The 23,483-nt window shown below is 60.3% G+C and carries 25 protein-coding genes; 17 read left to right on the top strand and 8 right to left on the bottom strand.

Features of this window, described 5'->3' with window-relative positions; genetic code table 11:
- Window positions 1–3 precede the first annotated feature (3 nt).
- Entirely contained in the window at window positions 4–2,088 is a 2,085-nt protein-coding gene (locus tag PYR65_RS18770) for a bacterial transcriptional activator domain-containing protein (RefSeq protein ID WP_276119073.1), read from the top strand.
- On the top strand, window positions 2,085–3,068 hold the full coding sequence (gene bcsN / locus PYR65_RS18765) for a cellulose biosynthesis protein BcsN (protein ID WP_276119072.1): 984 nt from the start codon (window positions 2,085–2,087) through the stop codon (window positions 3,066–3,068). The genes PYR65_RS18770 and bcsN overlap by 4 nt, the downstream gene beginning before the upstream one ends.
- A gap of 3 nt (window positions 3,069–3,071) precedes the next feature.
- Here bcsN and PYR65_RS18760 read toward each other — a convergent pair whose 3' ends face one another.
- On the bottom strand, window positions 3,072–3,953 hold the full coding sequence (locus PYR65_RS18760) for a LysR family transcriptional regulator (RefSeq protein ID WP_276119071.1): 882 nt from the start codon (window positions 3,951–3,953) through the stop codon (window positions 3,072–3,074).
- A gap of 248 nt (window positions 3,954–4,201) precedes the next feature.
- Here PYR65_RS18760 and PYR65_RS18755 point away from each other — a divergent pair, with 248 nt between their 5' ends.
- From PYR65_RS18755 to rirA, 4 genes are all read left to right on the top strand, one after another.
- Window positions 4,202–5,698 (top strand): CoA-acylating methylmalonate-semialdehyde dehydrogenase, encoded by a 1,497-nt coding sequence (locus PYR65_RS18755; protein ID WP_276119070.1) that lies wholly within the window; start codon window positions 4,202–4,204, stop codon window positions 5,696–5,698.
- A gap of 170 nt (window positions 5,699–5,868) precedes the next feature.
- Window positions 5,869–6,960, top strand: coding sequence for a YjgN family protein (locus tag PYR65_RS18750; RefSeq protein ID WP_276121104.1), 1,092 nt, complete (start codon window positions 5,869–5,871; stop codon window positions 6,958–6,960).
- Window positions 6,950–8,017, top strand: a complete 1,068-nt coding sequence (locus PYR65_RS18745; protein ID WP_276121103.1) for a M48 family metallopeptidase — start codon at window positions 6,950–6,952, stop codon at window positions 8,015–8,017. Before PYR65_RS18750 ends, PYR65_RS18745 begins: the two co-directional genes overlap by 11 nt.
- A gap of 274 nt (window positions 8,018–8,291) precedes the next feature.
- The gene (gene rirA / locus PYR65_RS18740) at window positions 8,292–8,756 is read left to right on the top strand and encodes an iron-responsive transcriptional regulator RirA (protein ID WP_060635955.1); all 465 of its coding nucleotides are present in this window, start codon (window positions 8,292–8,294) and stop codon (window positions 8,754–8,756) included.
- A gap of 179 nt (window positions 8,757–8,935) precedes the next feature.
- On the opposite strand, the gene PYR65_RS18735 is transcribed toward rirA, so the two are convergent.
- On the bottom strand, window positions 8,936–9,322 hold the full coding sequence (locus tag PYR65_RS18735; protein WP_060635954.1) for a response regulator: 387 nt from the start codon (window positions 9,320–9,322) through the stop codon (window positions 8,936–8,938).
- Between the two features lie 72 nt (window positions 9,323–9,394).
- Window positions 9,395–10,105, bottom strand: a complete 711-nt coding sequence (locus PYR65_RS18730; RefSeq protein ID WP_276119069.1) for a helix-turn-helix domain-containing protein — start codon at window positions 10,103–10,105, stop codon at window positions 9,395–9,397.
- 515 nt (window positions 10,106–10,620) lie between these two features.
- On the opposite strand from PYR65_RS18730, the gene PYR65_RS18725 reads away from it, so the two are divergent.
- The 6 genes from PYR65_RS18725 to PYR65_RS18700 all read left to right on the top strand — a co-directional run bounded on the left by PYR65_RS18725 (window position 10,621) and on the right by PYR65_RS18700 (window position 16,368).
- Window positions 10,621–12,216, top strand: coding sequence for an ABC transporter substrate-binding protein (locus PYR65_RS18725; protein ID WP_276119068.1), 1,596 nt, complete (start codon window positions 10,621–10,623; stop codon window positions 12,214–12,216).
- Window positions 12,217–12,320: 104 nt separating this feature from the next.
- Complete coding sequence (locus PYR65_RS18720; protein ID WP_276119067.1) at window positions 12,321–13,325, top strand: ABC transporter permease subunit; 1,005 nt, start codon at window positions 12,321–12,323, stop codon at window positions 13,323–13,325.
- Window positions 13,326–13,334: 9 nt separating this feature from the next.
- Window positions 13,335–14,228: an ABC transporter permease subunit gene (locus tag PYR65_RS18715; protein ID WP_276119066.1), complete on the top strand. Its 894-nt coding sequence runs from the start codon at window positions 13,335–13,337 to the stop codon at window positions 14,226–14,228.
- A complete protein-coding gene (locus tag PYR65_RS18710; protein WP_082546598.1) occupies window positions 14,228–15,082 on the top strand; it encodes an ABC transporter ATP-binding protein in 855 nt (284 codons plus the stop codon). Before PYR65_RS18715 ends, PYR65_RS18710 begins: the two co-directional genes overlap by 1 nt.
- Entirely contained in the window at window positions 15,079–15,906 is an 828-nt protein-coding gene (locus tag PYR65_RS18705) for a dipeptide ABC transporter ATP-binding protein (RefSeq protein ID WP_060635950.1), read from the top strand. The genes PYR65_RS18710 and PYR65_RS18705 overlap by 4 nt, the downstream gene beginning before the upstream one ends.
- A 117-nt stretch (window positions 15,907–16,023) precedes the next feature.
- A complete protein-coding gene (locus PYR65_RS18700; RefSeq protein WP_060635949.1) occupies window positions 16,024–16,368 on the top strand; it encodes a RidA family protein in 345 nt (114 codons plus the stop codon).
- 65 nt (window positions 16,369–16,433) lie between these two features.
- Here the strand turns inward: PYR65_RS18700 and PYR65_RS18695 are convergent, their stop codons facing one another.
- Window positions 16,434–16,820, bottom strand: coding sequence for a hypothetical protein (locus PYR65_RS18695; protein ID WP_060635948.1), 387 nt, complete (start codon window positions 16,818–16,820; stop codon window positions 16,434–16,436).
- Window positions 16,821–17,045: 225 nt separating this feature from the next.
- Between PYR65_RS18695 and PYR65_RS18690 the strand changes: the two genes are divergently transcribed.
- From PYR65_RS18690 to PYR65_RS18680, 3 genes are all read left to right on the top strand, one after another.
- Window positions 17,046–17,216, top strand: a complete 171-nt coding sequence (locus tag PYR65_RS18690) for a hypothetical protein (RefSeq protein WP_200953529.1) — start codon at window positions 17,046–17,048, stop codon at window positions 17,214–17,216.
- Between the two features lie 403 nt (window positions 17,217–17,619).
- Window positions 17,620–18,747 carry an AI-2E family transporter gene (locus PYR65_RS18685; RefSeq protein ID WP_276119064.1) on the top strand — a complete coding sequence of 376 codons (1,128 nt, stop codon included), beginning with the start codon at window positions 17,620–17,622 and terminating at the stop codon, window positions 18,745–18,747.
- Between the two features lie 70 nt (window positions 18,748–18,817).
- Window positions 18,818–20,065: an NAD(P)/FAD-dependent oxidoreductase gene (locus PYR65_RS18680; protein WP_276119063.1), complete on the top strand. Its 1,248-nt coding sequence runs from the start codon at window positions 18,818–18,820 to the stop codon at window positions 20,063–20,065.
- A 9-nt stretch (window positions 20,066–20,074) separates the two neighbouring features.
- Here the strand turns inward: PYR65_RS18680 and PYR65_RS18675 are convergent, their stop codons facing one another.
- Window positions 20,075–20,872, bottom strand: coding sequence for a response regulator (locus PYR65_RS18675; RefSeq protein WP_276119062.1), 798 nt, complete (start codon window positions 20,870–20,872; stop codon window positions 20,075–20,077).
- A 287-nt stretch (window positions 20,873–21,159) separates the two neighbouring features.
- On the opposite strand from PYR65_RS18675, the gene PYR65_RS18670 reads away from it, so the two are divergent.
- The gene (locus tag PYR65_RS18670; RefSeq protein ID WP_276121102.1) at window positions 21,160–21,324 is read left to right on the top strand and encodes a NepR family anti-sigma factor; all 165 of its coding nucleotides are present in this window, start codon (window positions 21,160–21,162) and stop codon (window positions 21,322–21,324) included.
- Between the two features lie 90 nt (window positions 21,325–21,414).
- Here the strand turns inward: PYR65_RS18670 and PYR65_RS18665 are convergent, their stop codons facing one another.
- From PYR65_RS18665 to PYR65_RS18655, 3 genes are all read right to left on the bottom strand, one after another.
- Window positions 21,415–21,663, bottom strand: coding sequence for a YMGG-like glycine zipper-containing protein (locus PYR65_RS18665; protein WP_060635943.1), 249 nt, complete (start codon window positions 21,661–21,663; stop codon window positions 21,415–21,417).
- 51 nt (window positions 21,664–21,714) lie between these two features.
- The gene (locus PYR65_RS18660) at window positions 21,715–21,870 is read right to left on the bottom strand and encodes a DUF3309 family protein (RefSeq protein ID WP_082512023.1); all 156 of its coding nucleotides are present in this window, start codon (window positions 21,868–21,870) and stop codon (window positions 21,715–21,717) included.
- Between the two features lie 91 nt (window positions 21,871–21,961).
- On the bottom strand, window positions 21,962–22,876 hold the full coding sequence (locus PYR65_RS18655; RefSeq protein ID WP_276119061.1) for an alpha/beta fold hydrolase: 915 nt from the start codon (window positions 22,874–22,876) through the stop codon (window positions 21,962–21,964).
- Window positions 22,877–23,138: 262 nt separating this feature from the next.
- Between PYR65_RS18655 and PYR65_RS18650 the strand changes: the two genes are divergently transcribed.
- Complete coding sequence (locus PYR65_RS18650; protein ID WP_276119060.1) at window positions 23,139–23,468, top strand: hypothetical protein; 330 nt, start codon at window positions 23,139–23,141, stop codon at window positions 23,466–23,468.
- Window positions 23,469–23,483 lie beyond the last annotated feature (15 nt).

The raw sequence follows: 23,483 nt of genomic DNA, 5'->3' as shown, positions 1-23,483 counted from the left end.
GTCATGAAGAAACACTGGGTCGCCCTTCTGGCAGCCTCGAGCCTGCTGTTGCCAACGGCGGCATTTTCCGAGGATTCGGCGAAATTGCTGACGCAGGCCGCCGGCTCCTTCCGCATCATCGATGACGTCATGACATCGGCCGCCGCCGGGCAGATCGACCCTGCAGCAGCAGACACCGCGCAAGCGGCCAGGATATCGCAGGCTAAGGCGAGCCAGCCCGATGAGGTCGAAATGGCAGCGCTCTATTATTACGCCGAACAGAAACAGGACGAACGGGTCGCCGCCGAGGCAGCCCGTCTGCGGATGAAATTCCCGCAATTCGAGATGCCGCAGGACCTCTACCTGCCGCAATCGGCGCGTGGCGTCGACGAGACGCTGCTTTGGCAACTTTACGACCGCAGCGATTTCACCGGCATCGACGCCGAGATCATCCGCCGCAAGAGCGAAACGCCGGACTGGCAGCCGACAGCCGATTTCACAGAAAAGCTGGCGCGCCGCAAGCAGCGCGTGCTGATGACGGAAGCCGCTAAGGACAAAAACTGGACGGATGTGGTCCAGGCCGGTGGCAGTATCGACCCTGCGACGGAAACGGAAGTGGACCTGCTCTGGACCCTGATCGATGCCTATGCGCAGGCGGGCATGAAACAGCCGCTCGCAGACGCCTATCGCGGCATCCTGTTGCGCGAGGGCGAAAAGCGCCTGCCCGATGCGGTGCTGGTGACGACGCTGGAAAAGGCGATTCGCGATTTCCCGGCAGCCGAAGTCCGGGCCGTGATGCAGAAGCTTGCCGTGACGCCGGCGATGCAGGCAGGTATGCAGCCGGTTGCCTTCGATCTGATGCGCAAGACGGTCGCCGATTTCAACGCCGATGACAAACAGACCGTGCCGCTGGCGGACGAACAGCTTGAACCGCTGAAATCCGCGACACCTGCAAAGACCAGCGATATGGCATTGCTCGGCTGGTATTACCTGAAGATCAAGCAGCCGGCCGTTGCCAGCGGCTGGTTCGGCAAGGCGCTGGCGATCCAGGCGGATGCTGACAATGCCAAGGGGCTCTATCTCAGCCTCGCCGCCCAGAACCTGGAGGAAGAAGCCTACAAGGTGGCAACCACCTACCTGCAGGATCTGTCCGGCGATCCGGAATTCCTGATGAACGCGCTTTCCCTGCGCTTTGCCAAGCCGGATATGGCCGTCATCGACGAAAAGATCGTCGCATCCTATTCGACCACTATCCTGCAGACGCTCAACGCCGACCATGCCGAAATTCTGGCCTGGTACGCCTATAATTCCAAGCAGTACGAAGCGTCCTCCGCCTGGTTCCGCAAGGCGGTCGAATGGAAGGCGGCACCGGCGCGTGTCAAAGGTCTGGCGCTCTCTTATTTGCGGCTGTCGCAAAAGCCGGAATTTGCCGCGCTGCAGGAGAAATACGGTTCGGCTTACCCCGATATCTGGAACGAGATACGCGCCGCATCGCCGCCGAAGGGCAGGGCGGCGGCTTCCGTGATCAAGCCGCGCGGCGTGATCCAGGCCAATTATGTCCGCAATTTTCAGGCCAAGCGCTACGCTGCCTGCATCAACGATCTGGCTGATTTGCGCAGCCGCGGCCAGCTCCCGGCGGATGCGGCGCAGATCGGCGGCTGGTGCTATCTCGGCCTTGGCCGGCTGGCCGAGGCGCGCGCAGCCTTTGCCGAGGGCCTGACCGCTGGCGGACAGGTGCAGGCCGATGCGGCCTACGGGACGGCGCTCACGCTCCTGCGTGGCCGCCTGACCGATGATGCCGAGGCGATCCTCCGGGCCTATCCGCTCAGCGCCGGACGCGACCGGGAAATCCGGGTGGAAATCTACTTCCAGCGGGCCCGGGCCGCGTTTGATCGCAAACAATACCAGATGACGCTCGATGCGCTGAATGCGCGGGCAAGCCTGGTGGCGGAACCCGCCGATCTCAGCCAGTTGCGCGGCTGGGCCTATTACCATCTCGGCAACAAGCCGCTCGCCAAACAGGTGTTCCAGCGCCTCAACGATCACCTCGCCGATGCCGGCGTCAGACGCGGCCTTGTCGCCACTAGCCAGACGGATTCAGGCCGATGAAAACAACCCTTGCAGCAATCGTTCCCATCGCGATCATGATCCCGATGCTCGCCTCTTGCACCTCGGTCGTCGATGATCCCTTTTTGCGGACCGGGGCCGTGGAAAGCAACTGGCCGTCGCTCGCCACCACCGTTCCTGCCGAATACGCGCTCGCCGCCCTTCCGGGCCTTGCCGCAACGACGGTGCGCCAGACGGGGACGAAGGGCAACATCGAGCAGACGATCGTCTACGCCAATGCGACGGACCTGGCCGGCGAAAACATGCTGAGCGTGAGCACCGGTTCGTCCGCAAAGATCAAGCGCAGCAATGGCGCGCCGTCGCGGTCGCAGGTCGAGGCTGAGATGCGAAGCGCGCTCGCAGGCGTCAAGATGCGGATCAGCCCGGTGATCGCAGACAATGCCTATGGTGTGTTCGGCTACGCGACCGGTAGTATCGGCAAGGGCGGCGGCTGTGTTTACGCGTGGCAGTTTGCGCGCAACATCAATCCGTATGACGGCGGGCGGCTGGGTGCGGCCGCTGCCGCGCAGATCCGCATGCGCTATTGCAGCCCCGCGATCGCAGCCGACCGGATCGTCGCGATGATGCAAGGGTTGCGGATCAATGCGGCATCCGCGCATAACGCGCGCGCTCTGGGCTATGCCGCCGCTCCGGCCGCGTTTTCGCAGGCGCCTCTCGTCAGCCCGTTTGCTCAAGCAGACGTGCAATCCGCTGAAACTGTCACGGCCATTGCCCCACCGGTACGCCGGGCAAGACGGCCCGCAGCCGCTGAAGAGGTGGTGGTGCAGGCCGGGAGGACCGAGGCGCCCGAAAAGGCTGAAAAGACCATCGTGAATGCCGTGAAAGTCCCGATGCCGGGCGAGGCGGCGAGCATGGCTGCGGCAGAGACGGAACCGCATGGCATGCGGCATGATGTGTCCAGAGCTGCAACAAAGCCCTCCTTCGTGCCGCTGCCTGCAAGCGTCGCATCCGCAGCGCAATAGGGCTCAGATGAAGATGCCGTGTTCTTCCGTCACCAGCTCCTGCAGGAAATCGGCGACGGTGCGGACGCGGACGAGGTCGCGGGCGCTTTCGTGATAGGTGGTCCAGTAGGCCCGCCGGATCGTCGTGCCGGGCAGGATGCGGATCAGTTCTGGATATTGCCGCGCGATATAATTGTGCAGGATGCCGATCCCGGCGCTGGAGCGCACCGCCTCGGTCTGGCCCGTCGCACTCGAAATCTCGAAGGAGGCGTCCCAGCTGCGCATCACCTCGCCGGTAAAATTCAGTGATGCGGTGAAGATCAGGTCCTCGACATAGCCGATGCGGCGATGGCGCTTCAGGTCCTCCACGCTCTCAGGCGCGCCGTAGGATGACAGGTATTCCTTTGAGGCATAGAGCCCCAGCGTGTAATCCGTCAGTTTTGACGAGATCAGCCGGCCCTGTTCCGGCCGCTCAAGGGTGATGGCGATATCGGCTTCGCGCTGCGACAGCGAAAAGGAGCGCGGCACCGGCACGAGTTGAATGCGCAATTCGGGAAACCGGGCGGTGAGCTTGCCAAGGCGCGGGGCAAGGAACGAGACCCCAAATCCATCGGGCGCACCGACCCGCACGGTACCGGCAACAGCGGTGTCGATCCGGCCGATCTGCGCCTGCGCCGCCAGCATCTCGGTTTCCATCCGCTCGGCCGCATGCAAAAAGATCTCGCCCTCGGCCGTCAGGTCGCAGCCGTTGGTACGGCGGATCAACAGCCGGGTCTTCAACGATTCCTCCAGGGCCGTGACGCGGCGGCTCAAGGTCGCATGATTGACGCCCAGCCGCTTGGATGCCGACAGGATCTGGCCGCTGCGCGCCACCGCCAGGAACATGCGCACGTCATCCCAGTTCATGGTGCGATTTTCGCTTCTCCCCTGCGGGGAGAAGTGCCGAGCAAGGCGAGGCGATGAGGGGGTGGTGCGTCAAACTCTGCGGCTGCGGCCCCCTCATCCGGCGCTACGCGCCACCTTCTCCCCGCCGGGGAGAAGAGAAAATTCACAGCGAGCATCAATTTCTGCACAACGGTTCCTGAATATCGCGCGTTGATTTGTGCATATTGTAGTGCGACACTCCCGCCATAATCAAGATCAGGAGGATCACCATGTACGAGATCGGTCATTTCATTGGCGGCACCCGTGTTGCAGGCACCAGCGGCCGCACCAGCAATGTTTTCAATCCGGCAACCGGCGAAGTTCAGGCAACTGTGGCGCTGGCCAGCGACGCGGAAATGGACGCGGCCGTTCAGAACGCCAAGGCTGCGCAGCCGAAATGGGCTGCCACCAACCCGCAGCGCCGCGCCCGCGTGTTCATGAAGTTTGTTCAGCTCTTGAATGAGAACATGGACGAACTGGCTGAGATGCTGTCGCGCGAACATGGCAAGACCATCGAGGATGCCAAGGGCGACGTCATTCGCGGTCTGGAAGTCTGCGAATTCGTCATCGGCATTCCGCATCTTTCCAAGAGCGAGTTTACCGAAGGTGCGGGTCCGAATATCGACATGTATTCGATCCGCCAGGCCGTCGGCATCGGCGCCGGCATCACGCCGTTCAATTTCCCGGCCATGATCCCGATGTGGATGTTTGCCCCGGCGATCGCCTGCGGCAACGCCTTCATCCTGAAGCCGTCCGAGCGCGATCCGTCCGTGCCGATCCGCCTGGCTGAACTGATGATCGAAGCCGGTCTGCCGGCCGGTATCCTGAACGTCGTCAACGGCGACAAGGGTGCGGTCGATGCGATCCTGACGCATCCCGACATTTCCGCCGTATCCTTCGTCGGCTCGACCCCGATTGCCCGTTATGTCTACGGCACGGCTGCCATGAACGGCAAGCGCGCCCAGTGCTTCGGCGGCGCCAAGAACCACATGATTATCATGCCGGATGCCGATCTCGACCAGGCCGCCAACGCCCTGATGGGTGCCGGCTACGGCTCGGCCGGCGAACGCTGCATGGCGATCTCGGTTGCCGTCCCGGTCGGCAAGGAAACCGCCGACCGCCTGATTGAAAAGCTGACCCCAATGGTGGAGAGCCTGCGCATCGGCCCCTATACCGACGAGAAGGCCGATATGGGCCCCGTCGTCACCAAGGAAGCCAAGGAGCGTATTCTCGGCCTGATCAACAAGGGTGTCGAAGAGGGCGCAAACCTCGTCGTCGATGGCCGCGATTTCAAGCTGCAGGGCTATGAAAACGGCCATTTCGTTGGCGGTTGCCTGTTCGACAACGTCACCCCGGACATGGATATCTACAAGCAGGAGATTTTCGGCCCCGTTCTCTCGGTCGTGCGCGCCAAGACCTATGAGGAAGCCCTTGATCTGCCGATGAAGCATGAATATGGCAACGGCGTTGCGATCTATACCCGCGACGGCGACGCTGCCCGTGATTTCGCGTCCCGCATCAATATCGGCATGGTCGGCGTCAACGTTCCGATCCCGGTTCCGCTGGCCTATCATTCCTTCGGCGGCTGGAAGTCCTCGTCCTTCGGCGATCTCAACCAGCACGGCACGGACTCGATCAAGTTCTGGACCAAGACAAAGACGATCACCTCGCGCTGGCCGTCGGGCATCAAGGACGGTGCCGAATTCGTCATGCCGACGATGAAGTAACGATTATTTTCCCCGATTGGGCCTCCTTGCGGAGGCCCTTTTTTTGTCCGCCTGCAAGGGTGCGGTTGACCTGTGGGCATGACAGTCTAAGTCTTCGTCCGGGGCGGGCGAATATCGGGGGATAGACGAACGTTCCCGCATTGCAGTCATGACAGGCAAGAGGGACAATGATGAGCACACTCGACACGGCGCCGGTACCGGCCGCATCGCAGGAATTCCACCGGTTGTCGTTTACCGGAAATGCCGCGGAATATTTCGGTATCTGGATCGTCAACATCCTGTTGACCATCGTCACGCTCGGTATCTATTCGGCCTGGGCGAAGGTGCGCCGCAACCGCTATTTCTATGGCAACACGGTGCTGCTCGGCCGCGCCTTCGAATATCATGCCAAGGGCAAGCAGATTCTCATCGGGCGCCTGATCGTCCTTGGCTATCTGGTGGTCTACAATATCGTCCTGGCGGTGCTGCCGATTGCTGGTCTTCTGCTCTTTCTGGTCGTGCTGTGCTTCTTTCCGTGGCTGATCATGCGCGGCCTGCGCTTCAGCGCCCGGGTCACCAGCTATCGCAATGTGCGTTTCGACTTCGTTGGCCGGATGGGCGGCGCGTTCGTCGCCTTCATGGCCGGTCCGGTCATCGCGGTGCTGTCGCTCGGCCTCCTGGCGCCGCTTGCCAGCCGCTGGATGTACCGTTACCTCGCCAACAATCTGCGCTATGGCGGCCGCGCCTTTGCGGCGGACCCGAAGCTCGGGCCGATCTATAAGACCTGGTTCTTCTCGGCGTTGATCATCGTTCTCGGCTTGCTCATCATCGCTGTCGCAGCGCTGGCCAACCTGTCCCTAATCATGGCCCTGATCAACAATCCCGACGCCCTGCCGCCGGGCTTCCAGGCCTCGATGTTCGTCCTGGGCGTGATAGCCTATCTCACAGTGCTTCTGTCTTTTGGTATTGCCGCACTGTTTTACCGCGCCGGCGTGCGCAACATCGCCTGGTCGGCGACCCGTTTCGATGGCCGGCATGCGCTGAAAAGCGATCTCTCGCGTTTCCGCTATGTGTGGATTGCCCTGTCGAATGTGGCCGTGACCGTCCTGACGCTCGGCCTGATGCGCCCCTGGGCCGCAGTGCGCATGGCGCGGTACGTTAATGAGCACACGGCGATCCGTTTCGACGGCGATGTCGGCGAAATCCTGGCGGCAACCGGGCAGGAGGGAACCGCCGTGGGTGCGGAGTTCATGGAGTTCGAGGGCTTTGACTTTGGCTTCTGATGAAAAGCCGGTCTGCCGCGGCGACTGGCATCCCCTGGATTCCAGCCGCTCCGTCCCGTCCCTCCTGGTCGAAAGGGATGGGCAGGTCCGGGCTGTCGCACAGGATGGAACCGAGCTTGCATCCTCGGTCTTCTTAACTCTCGATATCTCGCCAAGGGTCGGCTCGATCCCGCGCCGTATCGGGTTTGCCGATGGTTCGCTGTTTGAAACCACGGATAATGCCGCGATCGACACGCTGCAGCGCGTCCATGGGCGCAAGCGGGCAGGGATTATTCATCGCCTCGAACGCTTTCACCCGCGGCTTGTCATCTTTGTGCTCGCGGTCTTCCTGCTGTCAGGCCTGGTCTACCGTTATGCGCTTCCGGTTCTGGTGGAAGTCGCCGTCGCCGTCACGCCGCCGGTCGTGCCGCGCCTGATGTCGATCAGCACGCTCGAAACGCTGGACCGCACGGTGCTGAGCGAAACCAAGCTGGACGAGGCGAAGCGGCGGGCGATTTCCGATGGTTTTGCCCGCATCGCGCTGAACTCCGACCACGGTTCCTCTGCCTATACGCTGAATTTCCGAAAGGGCGGAACGATCGGCCCGAATGCATTCGCGCTGCCGGATGGCACGCTGATCATCACCGACGAACTGGTCGATCTTGCCGGCGGCGATACCGAAATGCTCATCGGCGTTCTGGCGCACGAGATCGGCCATGTTGAGCTGGAACACAGCCTGCGCCAGATTTACAGGGCTGCAGGCATGGCCGGTCTGATCATGCTGATTGCCGGCGATGTCGGCGATAGCGTCGAGGACCTGCTGGTTCAGGGCGGCGGCCTTCTGGCGCTCTCCTATTCGCGCGATGCGGAAGCGGCGGCCGACCGCCATTCGGTCGAGCTGATGCAGAAAGCCGGTTACGACCCGACGGCCATCGCGCGTTTCTTCGAGATCATCGAGGCGAAACTCGGCGACACATCCGCGACCAATATCCTCTCGACCCATCCGGGCACGCCAGAACGCCGCAAGGCGATCCTGGATTATGAGGCGCAATTGCGGGAAAAACCGGCGCAAAATTAGCCCGCAAGCACAAAAATCCATCTAAACTTGAGCTGGTACTTCAACTTTTCCCGTCTGAAGGGTGGACAGCGCGACAGAAGCTGATCATGATCAATTCGAGATGATTTTTCTGCTTTTTGGAATTGTTCCAAACTATCAGACGTCCTATATGTGAAGCAGAAGGTGGAGCGCCTGTCGAATCGGCGAGGCTGCCACGATATCTTGAGTGCCATTGCGGGCTCACGGGGTTTATGCAAACCCGGTGGCGCCGAACGATCGAAGCCTGGAGTCGATAATGCGTCTGACGAAGCAAACGAACTACGCAGTCCGCATGCTCATGTATTGCGCTGCCAATGACGGCCATCTCAGCCGCATTCCGGAAATCGCCAAGGCCTATGGTGTGTCCGAGCTTTTCCTTTTCAAGATCCTGCAGCCGCTCAACAAGGCCGGCCTTGTCGAGACCGTTCGTGGCCGCAATGGCGGCGTGCGCCTGCCCAAGCCGGCTGCAGATATCAGCCTGTTCGATATCGTCAAGGTCACGGAAGACAGCTTTGCCATGGCGGAATGTTTCGAAGCCGGCGAGATCGATTGTCCGCTGGTCGACAGCTGCGGTCTGAACTCCGCCTTGCGCAAGGCGCTGAACGCGTTTTTCGAAGTCCTGCAGCAATATTCGATCGACGACCTGGTGAAGGCCCGGCCGCAGATCAACTTCCTGCTCGGCCTCGACCAGCTCACCCATCCAAAGACTGCAGCGGCCTAAAGCCTACTCAGAATGTCTTACGGGAGCGATATACCACTCTCCGTCATCCCTGCCCCTGTGGCGGGGATCTAGCGACCCGGCGTCCGTCGGGTCAAAAGGCTCTTTCAGCTCAAGGACTTGAGTGGACTGGATTCCTCTGACGAGCACAGGAATGACGGTGGGTTCAGCAATTTTGCTGGCTAGCCTTTGGCCACATATTCGCGCAGGATGAACTCCACGGCAGTTGGATCGAGTTCGCCCTTGTCGATGCGGAAATCGGCGCCGTATTCCTCGAATTTCTGAAAATAGGGATCGGCGAGCGACGAGGAAATCACGCCGATCGGGCCGATATAGCCATTCTGGCGCAGGATCGGCACCGTCTCGCGAAAATCGCATTGCTGGAGCCGGTTGTCCATCAGCACCATCGAAACCGGCGTGCCCGACGCGATGAAGTCCAGCGCAGCACCAATCGTCTGGCAATAGTGCAGCTTAATCTGCAGGCTCAAGACCTTTTTCATCACGCCGCGCATGATCAGGTTTTCGGCCGGATCGTCGTCAACGAGCAGGATATGGATCGTGTGGGTCATCGGGCGGTTTCGCTTGGTGAATGGCTTAATGAAATTGCGTTGCTCTATGCAGTATGCGAAGGCGCAAAGGCGTTATTGAATAATCTGCTCGCGGATCGCTTTCGCCACCATCTGGGTTCTGTTGACGACGTCGAGCTTTTTCAGGATCGTCGCGGTATGCGAATTGACCGTGTGTTCGGAGACCGAGACGATCAGGGCGATCTCGCTCGCCGTCTTGCCATGCGATATCCAGCGCAGGATTTCCGTTTCCCGCGGGGTCAGCCCAAGCCCAACCTTGTTGGACAGAACCAGCCGGTAGAAATAGTCGAACGCGCAGATGGCATCGTAGCACAGCGCATAATGCGCCTGCCGTTCCATGTCGTCGCTGTCGCCCAGAAACAGCACGGCATAGCGGGCGCCGTTGATGCTGGCGACCGGGATACAGACCAGCATGTCGAAGCCGAGTTGCCCGAGCAGATTGCCGCCATGTCCCGGATGCGGGTCCTGGGCTTTCCAGATGGAAGGAATGGAGGACGTGTGCAGGCTCTTGAAAACGGCGGAATCGCCGAAGCGGTGGCGCTTGTCATAGGCGTCGGCAAGGCCCGAGGGAAGATCGTGCAGCGCCAGCCGGTTGGTCAGCGTGCAAGCATCGCCCTCGTTGCCAAGCTGCAGGATGCCGAAATGGTTGAAACCGAAGCGCAGCGCCATCGTGTGGAAAATTCGAAAGAAATCGACCCGATTGAGAGCCTTCTCCAAATCGTTGTCATAATAGGTTTGCCGGTGGCTTTTTAAATCGGTCGTCACGTCGCGGCCGTCCCCCACGTATTCCGCGACTGCTATTTTAACGTGCGATTCTCGATAAGCAACCGCACCGGAACGGAAAAGGCGAGTTACTTGCGGTTTTGAGGGTAGGGGCAGTTTTGAGGCCGACGGCAGCAAGGCCGCAGCGCTGGGGCGAGGGGGAGGACTGGCCATGGTTGCTTTCATCTCATCCCCGCCTGGCAGATAAAAGCCGGACAGTCCTCCCCACCCCGCACGGGCCTTATGCCATGCCGCCGCCTCTGGCGCTATCCGTGCAATTTGGGATTGACTTTGACACTGAAACGAAATCGATTCGGGTTTTCGCGTTGGATGGCTGAAAAAAAGTCGTGTATAGCCTGCGGCAATGTCGCACTTGGGAGAATTTTCCAATTGGACAAATTTTTCGGGTCGCTTATTGCATTGCGTGATCAAATGTCGTTCCATCCGGCCTTGACCGGAAAAAACGGCTTCTGCGTCAGAAAAATACGAGAACAAGAACAAATCTGGGAAGCAAATTCATGAAAAAGCTCTCTACCCTCATCGCAGCAACCGCGATTGCCACATTGATGGCCGGTTCTGCATGGTCGAAGACCTTCGTCTACTGCTCGGAAGCGTCGCCGGAAGGCTTCGACCCTGGCCTCTACACCGGCGGTCAGACTTTCGACGCGGCTGCGCACACGGTTTACAACCGGCTGGTGGAATTCAAGCGCGGCACGACGGAAATCGAGCCTGCGCTGGCTGAAAGCTGGGAAATCTCTGCCGATGGCAAGGAATATACCTTCAAGCTGCGCCCGGGCGTAAAATTCCAGACGACCGAATATTTCACGCCGACGCGCGAACTGAACGCCGACGACGTCATCTTCTCCTTCGAGCGCCAGTACAAGGCCGACAATGCCTGGAATAAGTATGTTCCCGGCGCCTCCTGGGAATATTTCTCCGGCATGGGCCTGCCGGACCTGCTCGAAAAGGTTGAAAAGGTCGACGACCTGACGGTCAAGATCGTGCTGAAGCGTCCGGAAGCGCCTTTGCTGGCCAATCTCGGCATGCCCTTCATCTCGATCCTGTCGAAGGAATATGCCGACAAGCTTCAGGCTGACGGCAAGATGGAACTGATGAACCAGCAGCCGCTCGGCACGGGTCCGTTCACGTTCGTCGCCTATCAGCCGGATGCCGCCATCCGCTACAAGGCAAACCCCGACTACTGGGGTGGCAAGCAGAAGATCGACGATCTGGTCTTCGCAATCACCACGGATGCCGCCGTTCGCGCCCAGAAGCTGAAGGCTGGCGAATGCCACCTGATGTCCTACCCGAACGCTGCCGACGTTGCCGAACTGAAGGCTGATCCGAACCTGAACATCTCCGAACAGGCCGGCCTCAACGTTTCCTACCTTGCCTACAACACGCTCGTTGCGCCGTTCGACAAGGTTGAAGTCCGCAAGGCCCTCAACATGGCTGTCAACAAGCAGGCCATCGTCGATGCCGTGTTCCAGGGTGCCGCAACGGTTGCCAAGAACCCGATCCCGCCGACAATGTGGTCCTATAACGACAAGGTCGAAGACGACAAGTACGATCCGGAAGTCGCCAAGAAGATGCTTGAAGACGCTGGCGTCAAGGATCTGAAGATGAAGATCTGGGCAATGCCGGTTGCGCGTCCCTACATGCTGAACGCCCGCCGTGCAGCGGAACTGATGCAGTCCGACCTCGCCAAGATCGGCGTCACCGCCGAAATCGTCTCCTACGAATGGGCCGAATATTTGAAGCTCTCCTCTGCCAAGGACCGCGACGGTGCGGCCATCCTGGGCTGGACCGGCGACAATGGCGATCCGGACAACTTCCTGGACACGCTGCTCGGTTGCGACGCTGTCGGCGGCAACAACCGTGCGCAGTGGTGCAACAAGGAGTTCGACGATCTGGTAACGAAGGCGAAGGAAACGTCCGACGTTGCCGAGCGCACGAAGCTCTATGAAGAAGCACAGCTTGTCTTCAAGAAGGAAGCGCCCTGGAACACGCTCGACCACTCGCTCGCCGTCGTTCCGATGAGCAAGAAGGTGTCCGGCTTCGTCCAGTCCCCGCTCGGCGACTTCGTCTTCGAAGGCGTTGACATCGCCGAATAAGATCGGCTGAAAAAACAAAGGCACGCCGCAAAGAGCGTGCAATGGCCGGCGGCTCGAAGACATTCGGGCCGTCGGTTTTTCAAAGAAAGAAGGGATTGGCTCCCATGTTGCGCTTTATCTTCGGACGGCTCGCCGTCCTGATACCCACGTTCCTCGGGGTGTCGCTGATCGCGTTCTCCTTCATTCGACTTCTGCCGGGCGATCCCGTCATGTTGATGTCGGGTGAGCGCGTCATGGCTCCGGAACGCCACACCGAACTCATGCACCAGCTCGGCCTCGACCGGCCGATGTATGTGCAATATTTCGATTATCTCGGCGGTCTCGTGACGGGTGATTTCGGCTCATCCATCGTCACCAAGCGTCCGGTTCTCGACGATTTCATGAACCTTTTCCCGGCAACGCTGGAGCTGTCGCTCTGTGCCATCATCGTGGCCGTGCTGCTCGGCATTCCCGCCGGCGTGGTCGCCGCGGTCAAGCGGGGGACCTGGCTCGACCAGTCGCTGATGGGCGTCGCCCTCATCGGTTATTCCATGCCGATCTTCTGGTGGGGCCTGCTTCTCATCATCTTCTTTTCCGGCTATCTCGGCTGGACGCCGGTCTCGGGACGCATCTCGATGATGTATTTCTTCCCGCAGGTCACCGGCTTCATGCTGATCGACAGCCTGATCTCGGGGCAGGCGGGCGCGTTCCGATCGGCCGTCAGCTATCTGATCCTGCCCACCGTCGTGCTTGCCACCATTCCGCTTGCGGTCATTGCCCGCCAGACGCGCTCGGCCATGCTGGAAGTGCTCGGCGAGGATTATGTCCGCACCGCCCGTTCCAAAGGCCTTTCGCCATTCCGGGTCATCGGCGTGCATGCGCTGCGCAACGCCCTGATCCCGGTCATCACCACGATCGGCCTGCAGGTCGGCGTGCTGCTTGCCGGCGCGATCCTGACGGAAACGATCTTCTCCTGGCCGGGTATCGGCAAATGGATGGTCGATTCCGTGTTCAAGCGGGACTATCAGGTCGTGCAGGGCGGGCTGATGCTGATCGCCGCCATGATCATGATCATCAACCTCATCGTTGATGTGCTTTACGGCTTCATCAATCCGCGTATCCGGCATTAGGAGGGTCTGATGGCTGTCGCTGAAATTAAAATTGCCAAGCCGCAGACCGGCTTTGCCGAATTCTGGTTCTATTTCTCGCGCAACAAGGGCGCGGTGATGGGGCTGGCGATCTTCCTGATCATCCTGTTCGTCGCCGTCTTTGCGGCCTTCGTCGCGCCGCATAGCCCCAGCATCCAGAACCGCGATATGCTTCTGTTGCCGCCCGGCTGGACGCAGGGCGGGCAGTGGACCTACTTTCTCGGAACCGACGCCGTCGGCCGCGATATCCTGTCGCGCTTGATCTACGGTGCCCGTTTCTCGCTGTTCATCGGCCTTGTCGTCGTGACGCTGTCGGTCATCTCCGGCGTGCTCGTCGGCCTGGTCGCCGGCTATTTCCGCGGCCGCACCGATACGATCATCATGCGCGTCATGGATATTATCCTGGCCTTCCCGTCGCTGCTTCTGGCGCTCGTGCTGGTCGCCGTTCTGGGGCCGGGCCTGGTCAATGCGATGATCGCGATCTCGCTGGTCAACCTGCCGCATTTCGTGCGGCTGACGCGCGCCGCCGTCATGTCGGAACGCACCAAGGATTATGTCATTGCCTCGCGGGTCGCCGGTGCCGGCACCCTGCGGCTGATGTTTCTCACCATCCTGCCCAATTGCCTCGCACCCTTGATCGTCCAGGCGACGCTCGCCTTCTCGGCGGCCATCCTCGATGCGGCAGCACTTGGGTTCCTAGGCATGGGCGCTCAGCCGCCGACGCCGGAATGGGGCACGATGCTGGCCGAGGCCCGCGAGTTCATCCAGCGCGCCTGGTGGGTCGTGACCTTCCCCGGTCTTGCCATTCTCATCACCGTCATTGCCATCAACCTGATGGGCGACGGCCTGCGCGATGCGCTTGATCCGAAGTTGAAGAGGTCATGATGTCGCTTTTCGAAATCGAAAATCTCGTCGTCGAATTCCAGACGGCCGCCGGTCCTTTCCGCGCGGTCGATGGCGTCTCGATGAAGGTCAATGCCGGCGAAGTGCTGGCGATCGTCGGTGAATCCGGCTCCGGCAAATCCGTCTCGATGCTGGCGGCCATGGGCCTCTTGCCCTGGACGGCCAAGGTCACCGCCGACAAGCTGCAGTTCAACGGCATCGATCTGCTCGGCCTGTCGCCGTCCGACCGCCGCAAGATCGTCGGCAAGGATATTGCCATGATCTTTCAGGAGCCGGTCGCCAGTCTCAACCCGTGCTTCACCGTCGGCTTCCAGATCGAGGAAGTGCTGCGCATTCACCTCGGCCTCGACAAGGCGGCGCGCCGGGCCCGCGCCATCGAGCTGTTCGACCTGGTCGGCATTCCCAATCCTGCCGAGCGCCTGGGACATTTTCCCCACCAGATGTCGGGCGGCCAGTGCCAGCGCGTGATGATCGCGATCGCGCTGTCGTGCAATCCAAAGCTCCTGATCGCCGACGAGCCGACGACGGCCCTCGACGTCACCATCCAGAAGCAGATCCTCGATCTCCTGATGCGGCTGCAGGCCGAACATGGCATGGGCCTGATCATCATCACCCATAATATGGGTGTGGTGGCAGAAACCGCCGATCGCGTCATCGTCCAGTACAAGGGCCGCAAGATCGAGGAGGCCGACGTGCTCTCGCTGTTTGAATCTCCGAAGAGCGAATATACCCGCGCGCTTCTGTCGGCCCTTCCCGACAATGCCACCGGCGACCGCCTTCCCACGATCGCGGAATTCCTCAGCGACGACCAGATCTTTGCAGGAGCTGTTCGATGACCCATGTTCTCGAAGCCAGAAACCTCACCCGCGATTACCACATCCCCGGCAGCCTTTTCAAAAAGGCCAAGACCGTTCATGCCGTCAAAGGCGTGAGCTTTGCCGTCGATCAGGGCAAGACGCTGGCCATCGTCGGCGAAAGCGGCTGTGGAAAATCGACGCTTGCCCGCATCGTCACCATGATCGACCCCGCAACCTCCGGCGACATGCTGATTGATGGCAACAAGGTCGATATCGCCAAGGAACGGCTGACGCCGGAAATGCGCCAGAAGGTGCAGATCGTGTTCCAGAACCCCTATGGCACGCTGAACCCGCGCAAGAAGATCGGCGAAATCCTCACCGAGCCGCTGATCATCAACACCAATATGAAAGCCGACGACCGCCGCGACAAGGCGATGGCCATGTTGAAGAAGGTCGGTCTCGAGGAAAAACATTACGGCCGCTATCCGCACATGTTTTCCGGCGGCCAGCGCCAGCGCGTGGCGATCGCCCGCGCGCTGATGCTCAACCCGCGGCTTCTGGTGCTCGACGAGCCGGTGTCGGCGCTCGACCTTTCGGTGCAGGCCCAGGTTCTCAACCTGCTCGCCGATCTGCAGGACGAATTCCAGCTGACCTATGTCTTCATCAGCCACGACCTGTCGGTGGTGCGCTACATCGCTGATGACGTGATGGTGATGTATTACGGGGAAGCGGTCGAATATGGCAGCCGCGAGGAGGTCTTTACCGACCCCAAGCACAACTATACCAAGACGCTGTTTGCCGCGACGCCGCGCGCCGACGTCGACAGCATCAAGGCAAGGCTTGCCCGCAAAAACGCAGCTTGAACCCCATCGGGTGCGGCAATCGCGCGATCATGGTTCCACTGACCGGAAATCTGCGGTAAAGCGCCTGCGTCACCACAATTCACATGCGGCCCGCCGCATTCTACGAGGAATATCAAGATGGAAATCAAACGCTTCGAAACCGGTCCGCGCATGAGCCAGGCCGTTGTGCACAATGGTACCGTCTATCTCGCCGGCCAGGTTGGCGAGGCCGGTTCCGATGTGACCGAGCAGACCAAGCAGGCTCTGGCTTCGGTCGATCGTCTGTTGGCTGAGGCTGGCACAGACAAGTCCCGTATCCTGTCGGCAACCATCTGGCTGGCCGACATGGTCGATTTCCCCAAGATGAACGCCGTCTGGGATGGCTGGGCCTCGCAGGGCAACACACCGGCCCGCGCCACCGGCGAAGCCAAGCTCGCGACCCCGGACTATCTCGTCGAAGTCATCGTCATCGCGGCTCTCTAAGAGAGCCATGGAACACGGAAAAGCCGGCGTCCTTCCAGGGGCGCCGGCTTTTTCATGCCACTCTGTCAATTCCCGATGCGCGCCGTGCCGGTGTCGCCGTTGTCGCGCACCCATTTGACCTTGCCTTCACCAGTTTCCGTCAGGTCGAAACACATGGGCGACCCGTCATACCAGACCTTGAATTGCTGGCAGAGCTTGTCCGACTTGATCCACCAGCGGCCCGTATCGGTGGGCTGGATGAATTTTCCCAGTCCCAGCGCCTTGCCGCTGCCATCGACCTCGCCGGAGGGGTGATAGTTGAGGGGGAATTCGCCGCCCATCGGCGCTGCCAGATAGATGGTCTTGCCGATGATCTGGCCGCGGATATCCGCTTCCTTCATCTGCGTGGTCTGCGCCGCCGCCGCAAGGCTGGAGATCATGACGCCAAGAGTGACAATTGCAATTTTCCGCATCGCAGTCTCCATCGCTTTGCCTTCGATACGCGGCACCCGGCAATTGGATCACCCGCAAACGGGATTAGTTGAACATCGGGTGATGGCACTACGCCCAAGGTTCGTGGCGGCGTCGACGCAAGGCTACGGAACCATTCGGCTCAAGCCGCGTTAAACTGCGCATCCCAATGAGAATGCTTTCCGACATCAAGGCCGGTTTCAAGGCCAACTATAAAGGAATGTGCCATGCTGTACTGGTTGCCAAGGCTTTGCCTGTTCCTGCTCGCTGCCGCCGTTATCGGTCTCGGCATCCTGCCTGCAACGTCGGAAGACATTGCCAACACTTTGATCGTGGTGATCCTGGGCCTTGGCCTGTTTTCTCTCACGCTTCACGTTTTCCCGCCGGAACGCTACTGACGCCAGGTTTGGCGATGGGGAGGAAATTCCCAGCAATTGTTGCTTGGAAGACCCGACGTTTCGTTTGAAAGTTCGCTCCCGCCAATTTGATCAGGCGGGCAGCAGAGTGGGTGGGTACCTGACGCGCCTACCGATCAAAGCCGCGATCTAGAAAGGCCCTCCGCCGTTTCCACCGCCCGTCAATGTCATGCCAAATTCATCTACCGCCTCACCAGTATGCAAGCCGCAAGGCGGCAATGGCTTGTTCTGGTGACATCTCCGCGACCGGAACTTTTTCACAAGCACTGCGTTAGTTGCCGTTACACACCGGCGCTGCCTCTGCTCCGGTGTTTTCCGCACATCGATCTTATTCGCCCGTCAGGCTGCCTGCGCGCCATTGGCGGGGCACATGGAGAGCCGGAACATGGGTGCTGCCTTGACGGGGAGTGGAGCTTTCAGGAAGCGGAAGCTTGCGGAACTGGAGGCACAGGTGGAGGCGGCGGATATCCCCGAGACATCGCCGAAAACCGGGCTTGACCTGATCGTTGCCTGGAGCATCGTCGGCACATTCGTCATCTTTGCGTCCGCCGTGATTTACCTGATGGAATCGATCCTGATGCCGGTCACGCTGGCCATCGTCATCGGCATGGTGCTTGGTCTGGCTGCCGATCGCCTGGCGCATCTTGGACTGCCACCGGCCTTGGGTGGGCTGCTGTTGGCGGTGATTTTCGTCGTCGGCCTGTTCTTCCTGATCAATGCCCTGGTCGAGCCTTTGACGTCGGTTGCCGGCCAGGCTCCAGGCATTCTGGAGCGGGCGATCGAGCGGGTGCTGCCCTATATCCAGCGGTTCGAATGGGCAAAGGTGGTGATCGCCGGAACGGATGAAAAAGCCGTCACCGATGTGGCCATTCAAAATGCCGGCACCATGCTCGGCCTGGTTGCCGCCGGCGTCACCCCCGCCTTTATCCAGACGCTGATCTTCATGGCCGCACTCGGACTGTTCCTTGTCGGCCGCGGCCATCTGCGCAAGACCATCATCCTTGCGTTTGCCACCCGCGACCGGAGGCTTGCCGCAATCCGCATCATGAATGCCACCGAAAACGCCGTGGGGTTTTACTTCTCGACCGCGAGCCTGATCTATCTCGTTCTCGGCACGATCACCGCCGCGATCGCCTTTGTCGGCGGTTTGACGATGGCGCCGCTCTGGGGGCTTTTCGCTTTCGTCTCCAGTTTCATTCCCTATCTCGGCGTGACCATCATGACCGTGGCGCTTCTGGCCGCCGGCCTGATGACCCAAGATGCGCTCCTGCTGGCGCTGGCTCCAGCCGCCGCCTTCTTCATCCTGCATCTGGTGATGGAAAACCTGGTGACACCAGCCATTCTCGGCCACCGGCTGGAGATCAATCCCTTCCTGATTTTCATTGCGATCATTTTCTGGACCTGGATGTGGGGTGCGGTCGGCGCCATGCTGGCCATGCCGCTCTCGCTCATCGCCATGACCATCTTCAACGAAGTCCGCACCCAGCCGCCGGAGCGCCAGTTGCCGGGGTGAGGATACAGGTGGGTGAGGGCATAAGTAACGGTCCCGGCCGCTCCGGCATAAGGCAATTGAAAGCAGACGCATGACCCCAATGCTCGATACGTTCGATACGGTCCAGGCCGATCTTCATGGCGGCCGGTCTCCCTGGGGAGGCGGCCAGCGCCCACCCCGCAATCCACCTCTCACGCAAAGCATCAAGACAGACGTTCTCGTTGTCGGTGGCGGCATCACGGGATCGCTTGCCGCGCAGCATCTTGCCGCCCGTGGCGTGGATGTAACGATCGTCGATCGCGAGCAGCCGGGCCTTGGCAGCACAGCTGCAAGCACCGCCATGCTGCAATGGGAGATCGATTGCACGCTGGGGGAGCTGACCGAATTCTACGGTTTTGACCGGGCAGCCGAACTCTACCGGCACAGCGTCGCAGCTGTTCAGGGGCTTTCCGGCCTGGTGGAAGGGTTGGGTTTCGATTGTGCCTTCCGGCCCCGGTCCACCCTTTTCCTTGCGGCAGGCGAAGCTGGCCCCTCGGCTCTGCGCGACGAGCATCTGCTGCGCGAACGCGCCGGTTTGCCCGGCCTGCTTCTGGATCACAAGGACCTTTTGTCCCGCTTCGGTATCGACCGGGCAGCGGCAATCGTGTCTCCGGGTTCCGCCGATGCCGATCCGATCCTGTTATCCTGGGGCCTTTTGCGGGATGCGCAGACGCGCGGCGCGCGGCTGGTCGATGCCATGGTGACGGCCTACCATGATGCACCGGGCTCGGTAACGGTCGAGACCGACAGCCCTTTCGTCATCGAGGCGCGGCATGTCATCCTGGCAACGGGATATGTCATGCCCGATTTCGTCCGCAGCGACCTGCACAAAACAGTCTCGAGCTGGGCAATCGCCACCGTGCCGCAACGGGAAGGCACGCTCTGGCCCGGCGGCGAACTGATCTGGGAAGCCTCGGAAACCTACAATTATGCCCGCACCACAAGGGACGGACGCATCATCATTGGCGGTGGCGACGACGAGACGGTTGATCCGCAGGCCCGCGACAGCAAAATGCCGGAGAAATCGGAAAAGCTGGTCGATGACCTCGTCAAGCTGTGGCCGTCAGCCAATCCGGTCATCGATTTCTCCTGGTCCGGCGCTTTTGGCGAGACGGATGACGGTTTGCCGCTGATCGGCGCAGTCCCCGGCATGCCGCGCATCCTTGCCGCTTACGGCTACGGCGGCAACGGGATTACCTTTTCCTTCATGGCATCGCGCATCTTGGCGCAGCTTTGCGCCGGTCAGCGGGAAGGCTGGTTCGAGGCCTTCGCCATCGACCGGCCATCCCCGGGACAGTAGCAGCAATGCTCAGCGTTTGCCGGAGCGCGCGTTGTCGTCGAAGAACAGCGCCTGGCTGATCAGGGCCTTCACCATTTCCGGATTGAACGGCTTGGTCACCAAAAAGGCCGGCTCTGGTTTGGTGCCGGTCAACAGGCGCTCCGGAAACGCGGTGATGAAAATCACCGGGATCGTCGCGCTTTTCAGGATTTCGTTGACGGCGTCGATGCCCGAGCTGCCATCGGCAAGCTGGATATCGGCAAGGATCATCTTCGGCTCGGTCTTCTCAAACAGCGTGATCGCTTCGCCATGCGTTCTGGCCACGCCTGCCACCTTGTGGCCAAGGCTCAGCACCATGTCCTCGATATCCATGGCGATCAGCGGTTCGTCCTCGATGATCAGGATTTCGGTGGCGACCTGGCGGGAAATATCCTCGGATGCCTCGCGCAACAGATTTGCGGTTTCAAGGTCCGAGACACCCAGAATTTCGGCCGTTTCCTCCGGCGAGAACCCCTCGACGGAAACGAGCAGAAACGCTTTGCGGGCTGCCGGTGCAATCACCGAAAGATTGGCGGCGGCGCGCGCTTCCCAGCCAAACGGCGATGGTGTTTCCGGCAGGTCTATGCTCAGCGTATCGAAGATCGAGCAGAACAATTTAAACAGGTTGACCCGGTCGTTGGACCCTTGCGGGAAAAGCGTGATGTCGGCGATCAACGCTTCCAGAACGGCGGCGACATAGGCGTCGCCTGAGGTTTGCGATCCGGTAACGGCACGGGAGAAACGGCGCAGATAGGGAAGATGGGCTGCGATCCGCATGGAAAGTGACATTTATGACTTCCTTCAGTATGATGGCGCCGAATTTTCACCGGTGCCTGATGCTATCGCATGGCGAAACATGGCATTGGTTTGATCATGTTTTAAGGTTGAAGGGAAGTTTCCGTGTTGAACGAATTGTGTGTCGGTTTCAAGGAAACCGGACATAAGTTCGGAATATGGCAATGTTTTTTGATGTATTGAATTGGACGTGGAAGCAGTGCTGCGGGGCGATTGCCGACGCGGATTTTGGAGTGAGACAGACTATGACGGACATACCGGAAAATCAACCGCGTGCCGGTATGGGCAGGAAGGCGGCAGTGGGGACGACAGATCCCACTGGCCAGATCGCCTCAAAGCTGAAGGCGCTTTACAGTTCCGTCGAACAGGAGCCAATTCCCGATACCTTCCTCGACCTCCTGGAAAAACTCGACCAGGCTGAAAGGCTCGGCAAAATTTCTGACTGATCCATAACAACGGCCCGGCATCAACCGCTGTCAGCAAGACACAAAAAAACGGGCCGAGGCCCGTTTTCCTGTTTTAAGAGCGCTGAGCGATCAGCAAGCTGCCGTGTAGCGGCGGCCATAACGGTCGCGGTAGACGCAGCGGCCCGGCTCATTGGCATTGCCGATCAAGGCGCCAGCCACACCACCGACGGCAGCACCAACTGCTGCGCCACGGACATTGCCGGTCGCTACGCCACCGATGATGGCGCCGGATGCGGCGCCGATGCCGGCACCCTTTTCCGTCTGCGAGCAGGCGGCGAGAGGAAGAATGAGCGCGACGGCAAGAAGAATCTTTTTCATGACTGGTTCCTTTTCAAGGCTGTTGATGAACGAAAGCAAAGTTACGGCAGATTAGATGCGGCCCATCAACACGAGGATGAGAAGTATCACAACAACCAGCCCGAGGCCGCCTGACGGCCCATAGCCCCAATTGCGGCTGTGGCCCCAATTCGGCAGCGCGCCGATTAGCAAGAGCACCAAGACAATTAGGAGAATTGTACCGAGCATGATTATTCCTCTTCGGGTTCTGGCCGTGCGGGTCACGGGTCTGCTGCGGTAACGTTGCTCACGCGAATTTGTTCCCGCGTGTTGTGTTCATTTAAAGGCTGAGCGGCAGCGCATTGTGGCAAGGCGTGATCGCAGCCTCTTTTGTAATGGTTTTCTTACGGTTTGCGGTCAGCGGACCGAACAGGAGAAACGCCCCGATCAGTTGATCAACCTTGTCGCGGGCCTCGGCCATCGGCAAATGGCCGACCTTGTCGAGGATGACCGTATGGACGCGCGGCAGCCGTCCGGAGAGATGGATCTGGTGCAATGGCGGCACGATCGCGTCGCGGCCGCCGATAATGTTGAGGACCGGCACGTCTATCAAGGGGAGTTCGTTGATGACGGATGTGCGCGACATCCAGGAGACGAAAGCCGCAATCTCCGCCGCCTGCGACTTCAACAGATGCGCGCGGACCTCTTCCATTGTGGCAATGGTCTCCTCGGTTTCCCAGTCGGCGGCCTTGTCGAACACGCATTCGAGCGAACCGAAGCGGAAGGTCTCGCGGGTGGCAATCCAGCGGGCAAAAAGCCGGGTGAAAAGATGCCGTCCCAGAAGGGGCAGCCGCAGGATGCGCGACGCCATCCGCTCCTGTCCCTCAAACCGCCCGCAGGCAAAAGCGCCCATCAGGATGACGTTGCTGACCAGATCCGGGCGATGCCGGGCTAGCAGGAGAGAGACGAAGCCGCCGGTCGAATGACCAATCAAGGTCACCGGCTCGCCATCGAAATCCCGCTCGATCGCCTCGGCATAGGCATCGACGATGGCTTTTGTCGTCAGGCTCCCGGCAACACCATCAAGCGTCCACGGACTATGCCCCGGCAATGGATAGGCTGCAGCGCGGCCCTCGCGCACGATGCTTGGTGCAAAACTGCGCCAGAACGCCGGCGACATGACCATACCGTGGATCAGCACGGTTTTGATGCCGGGATCCTCGCAGAGCCAATGGGGAGAGGGCGGGCGCAACATGGATGGCATTTCCTTCGCTGTGTGTCAGCAAGGCATGCCTTGGAGATTTGGGTTGTCTGGGCGGGCACGGCGGAAAAGCCGTTGCGGGTATCCGGGTTCACCAATTCACGCCAGGCACTCCTTGACGCGTTGGTGAAACGCAAGCTGCCGCTAAAAAGTTCCCGTCGAAATTTCCGGAACTTCCCGGCCATTGCCGCCGTTTCCCTGCCACGTTCTGCAAAGTAATTCCCACGTTCTGCAACATTGTGCAGGGAGCACGACGATGGAACATATCGCAGCAATCATGATGCTTATCGGGTGCACCCAGGGCAATGTCGAATGCAAGGAATTGCCAGCACCGGCGGTCGGTTTTGAGACCGCCGAGGAATGCCAGGCGCTTTTGCAGCCAGCCGTGAACGATGCGCGCGGCCGTTATAAGGTCATCTACGGCAAATGTGCTGCGATCGATCCTGCTCTTTATATCGAGGATGCAACGATCACATGGGCGATCACGCCAGCCAACGAGCTCGACGTCCAGGTCACCTTCGATGAGCCCGCTGCACCTGTTCTCGTCGCCGGTAAAACGGGCCGTCAGAGCGTCATCAGCAACTAACATAGTCAAACCCAA

It is taken from the genome of Pararhizobium qamdonense, assembly GCF_029277445.1.
Taxonomy (GTDB): domain Bacteria; phylum Pseudomonadota; class Alphaproteobacteria; order Rhizobiales; family Rhizobiaceae; genus Pararhizobium; species Pararhizobium qamdonense.
The sequence above is the reverse complement of the archived record's forward strand: the minus strand, read 5'-3'. Positions and strand labels throughout refer to the sequence as shown.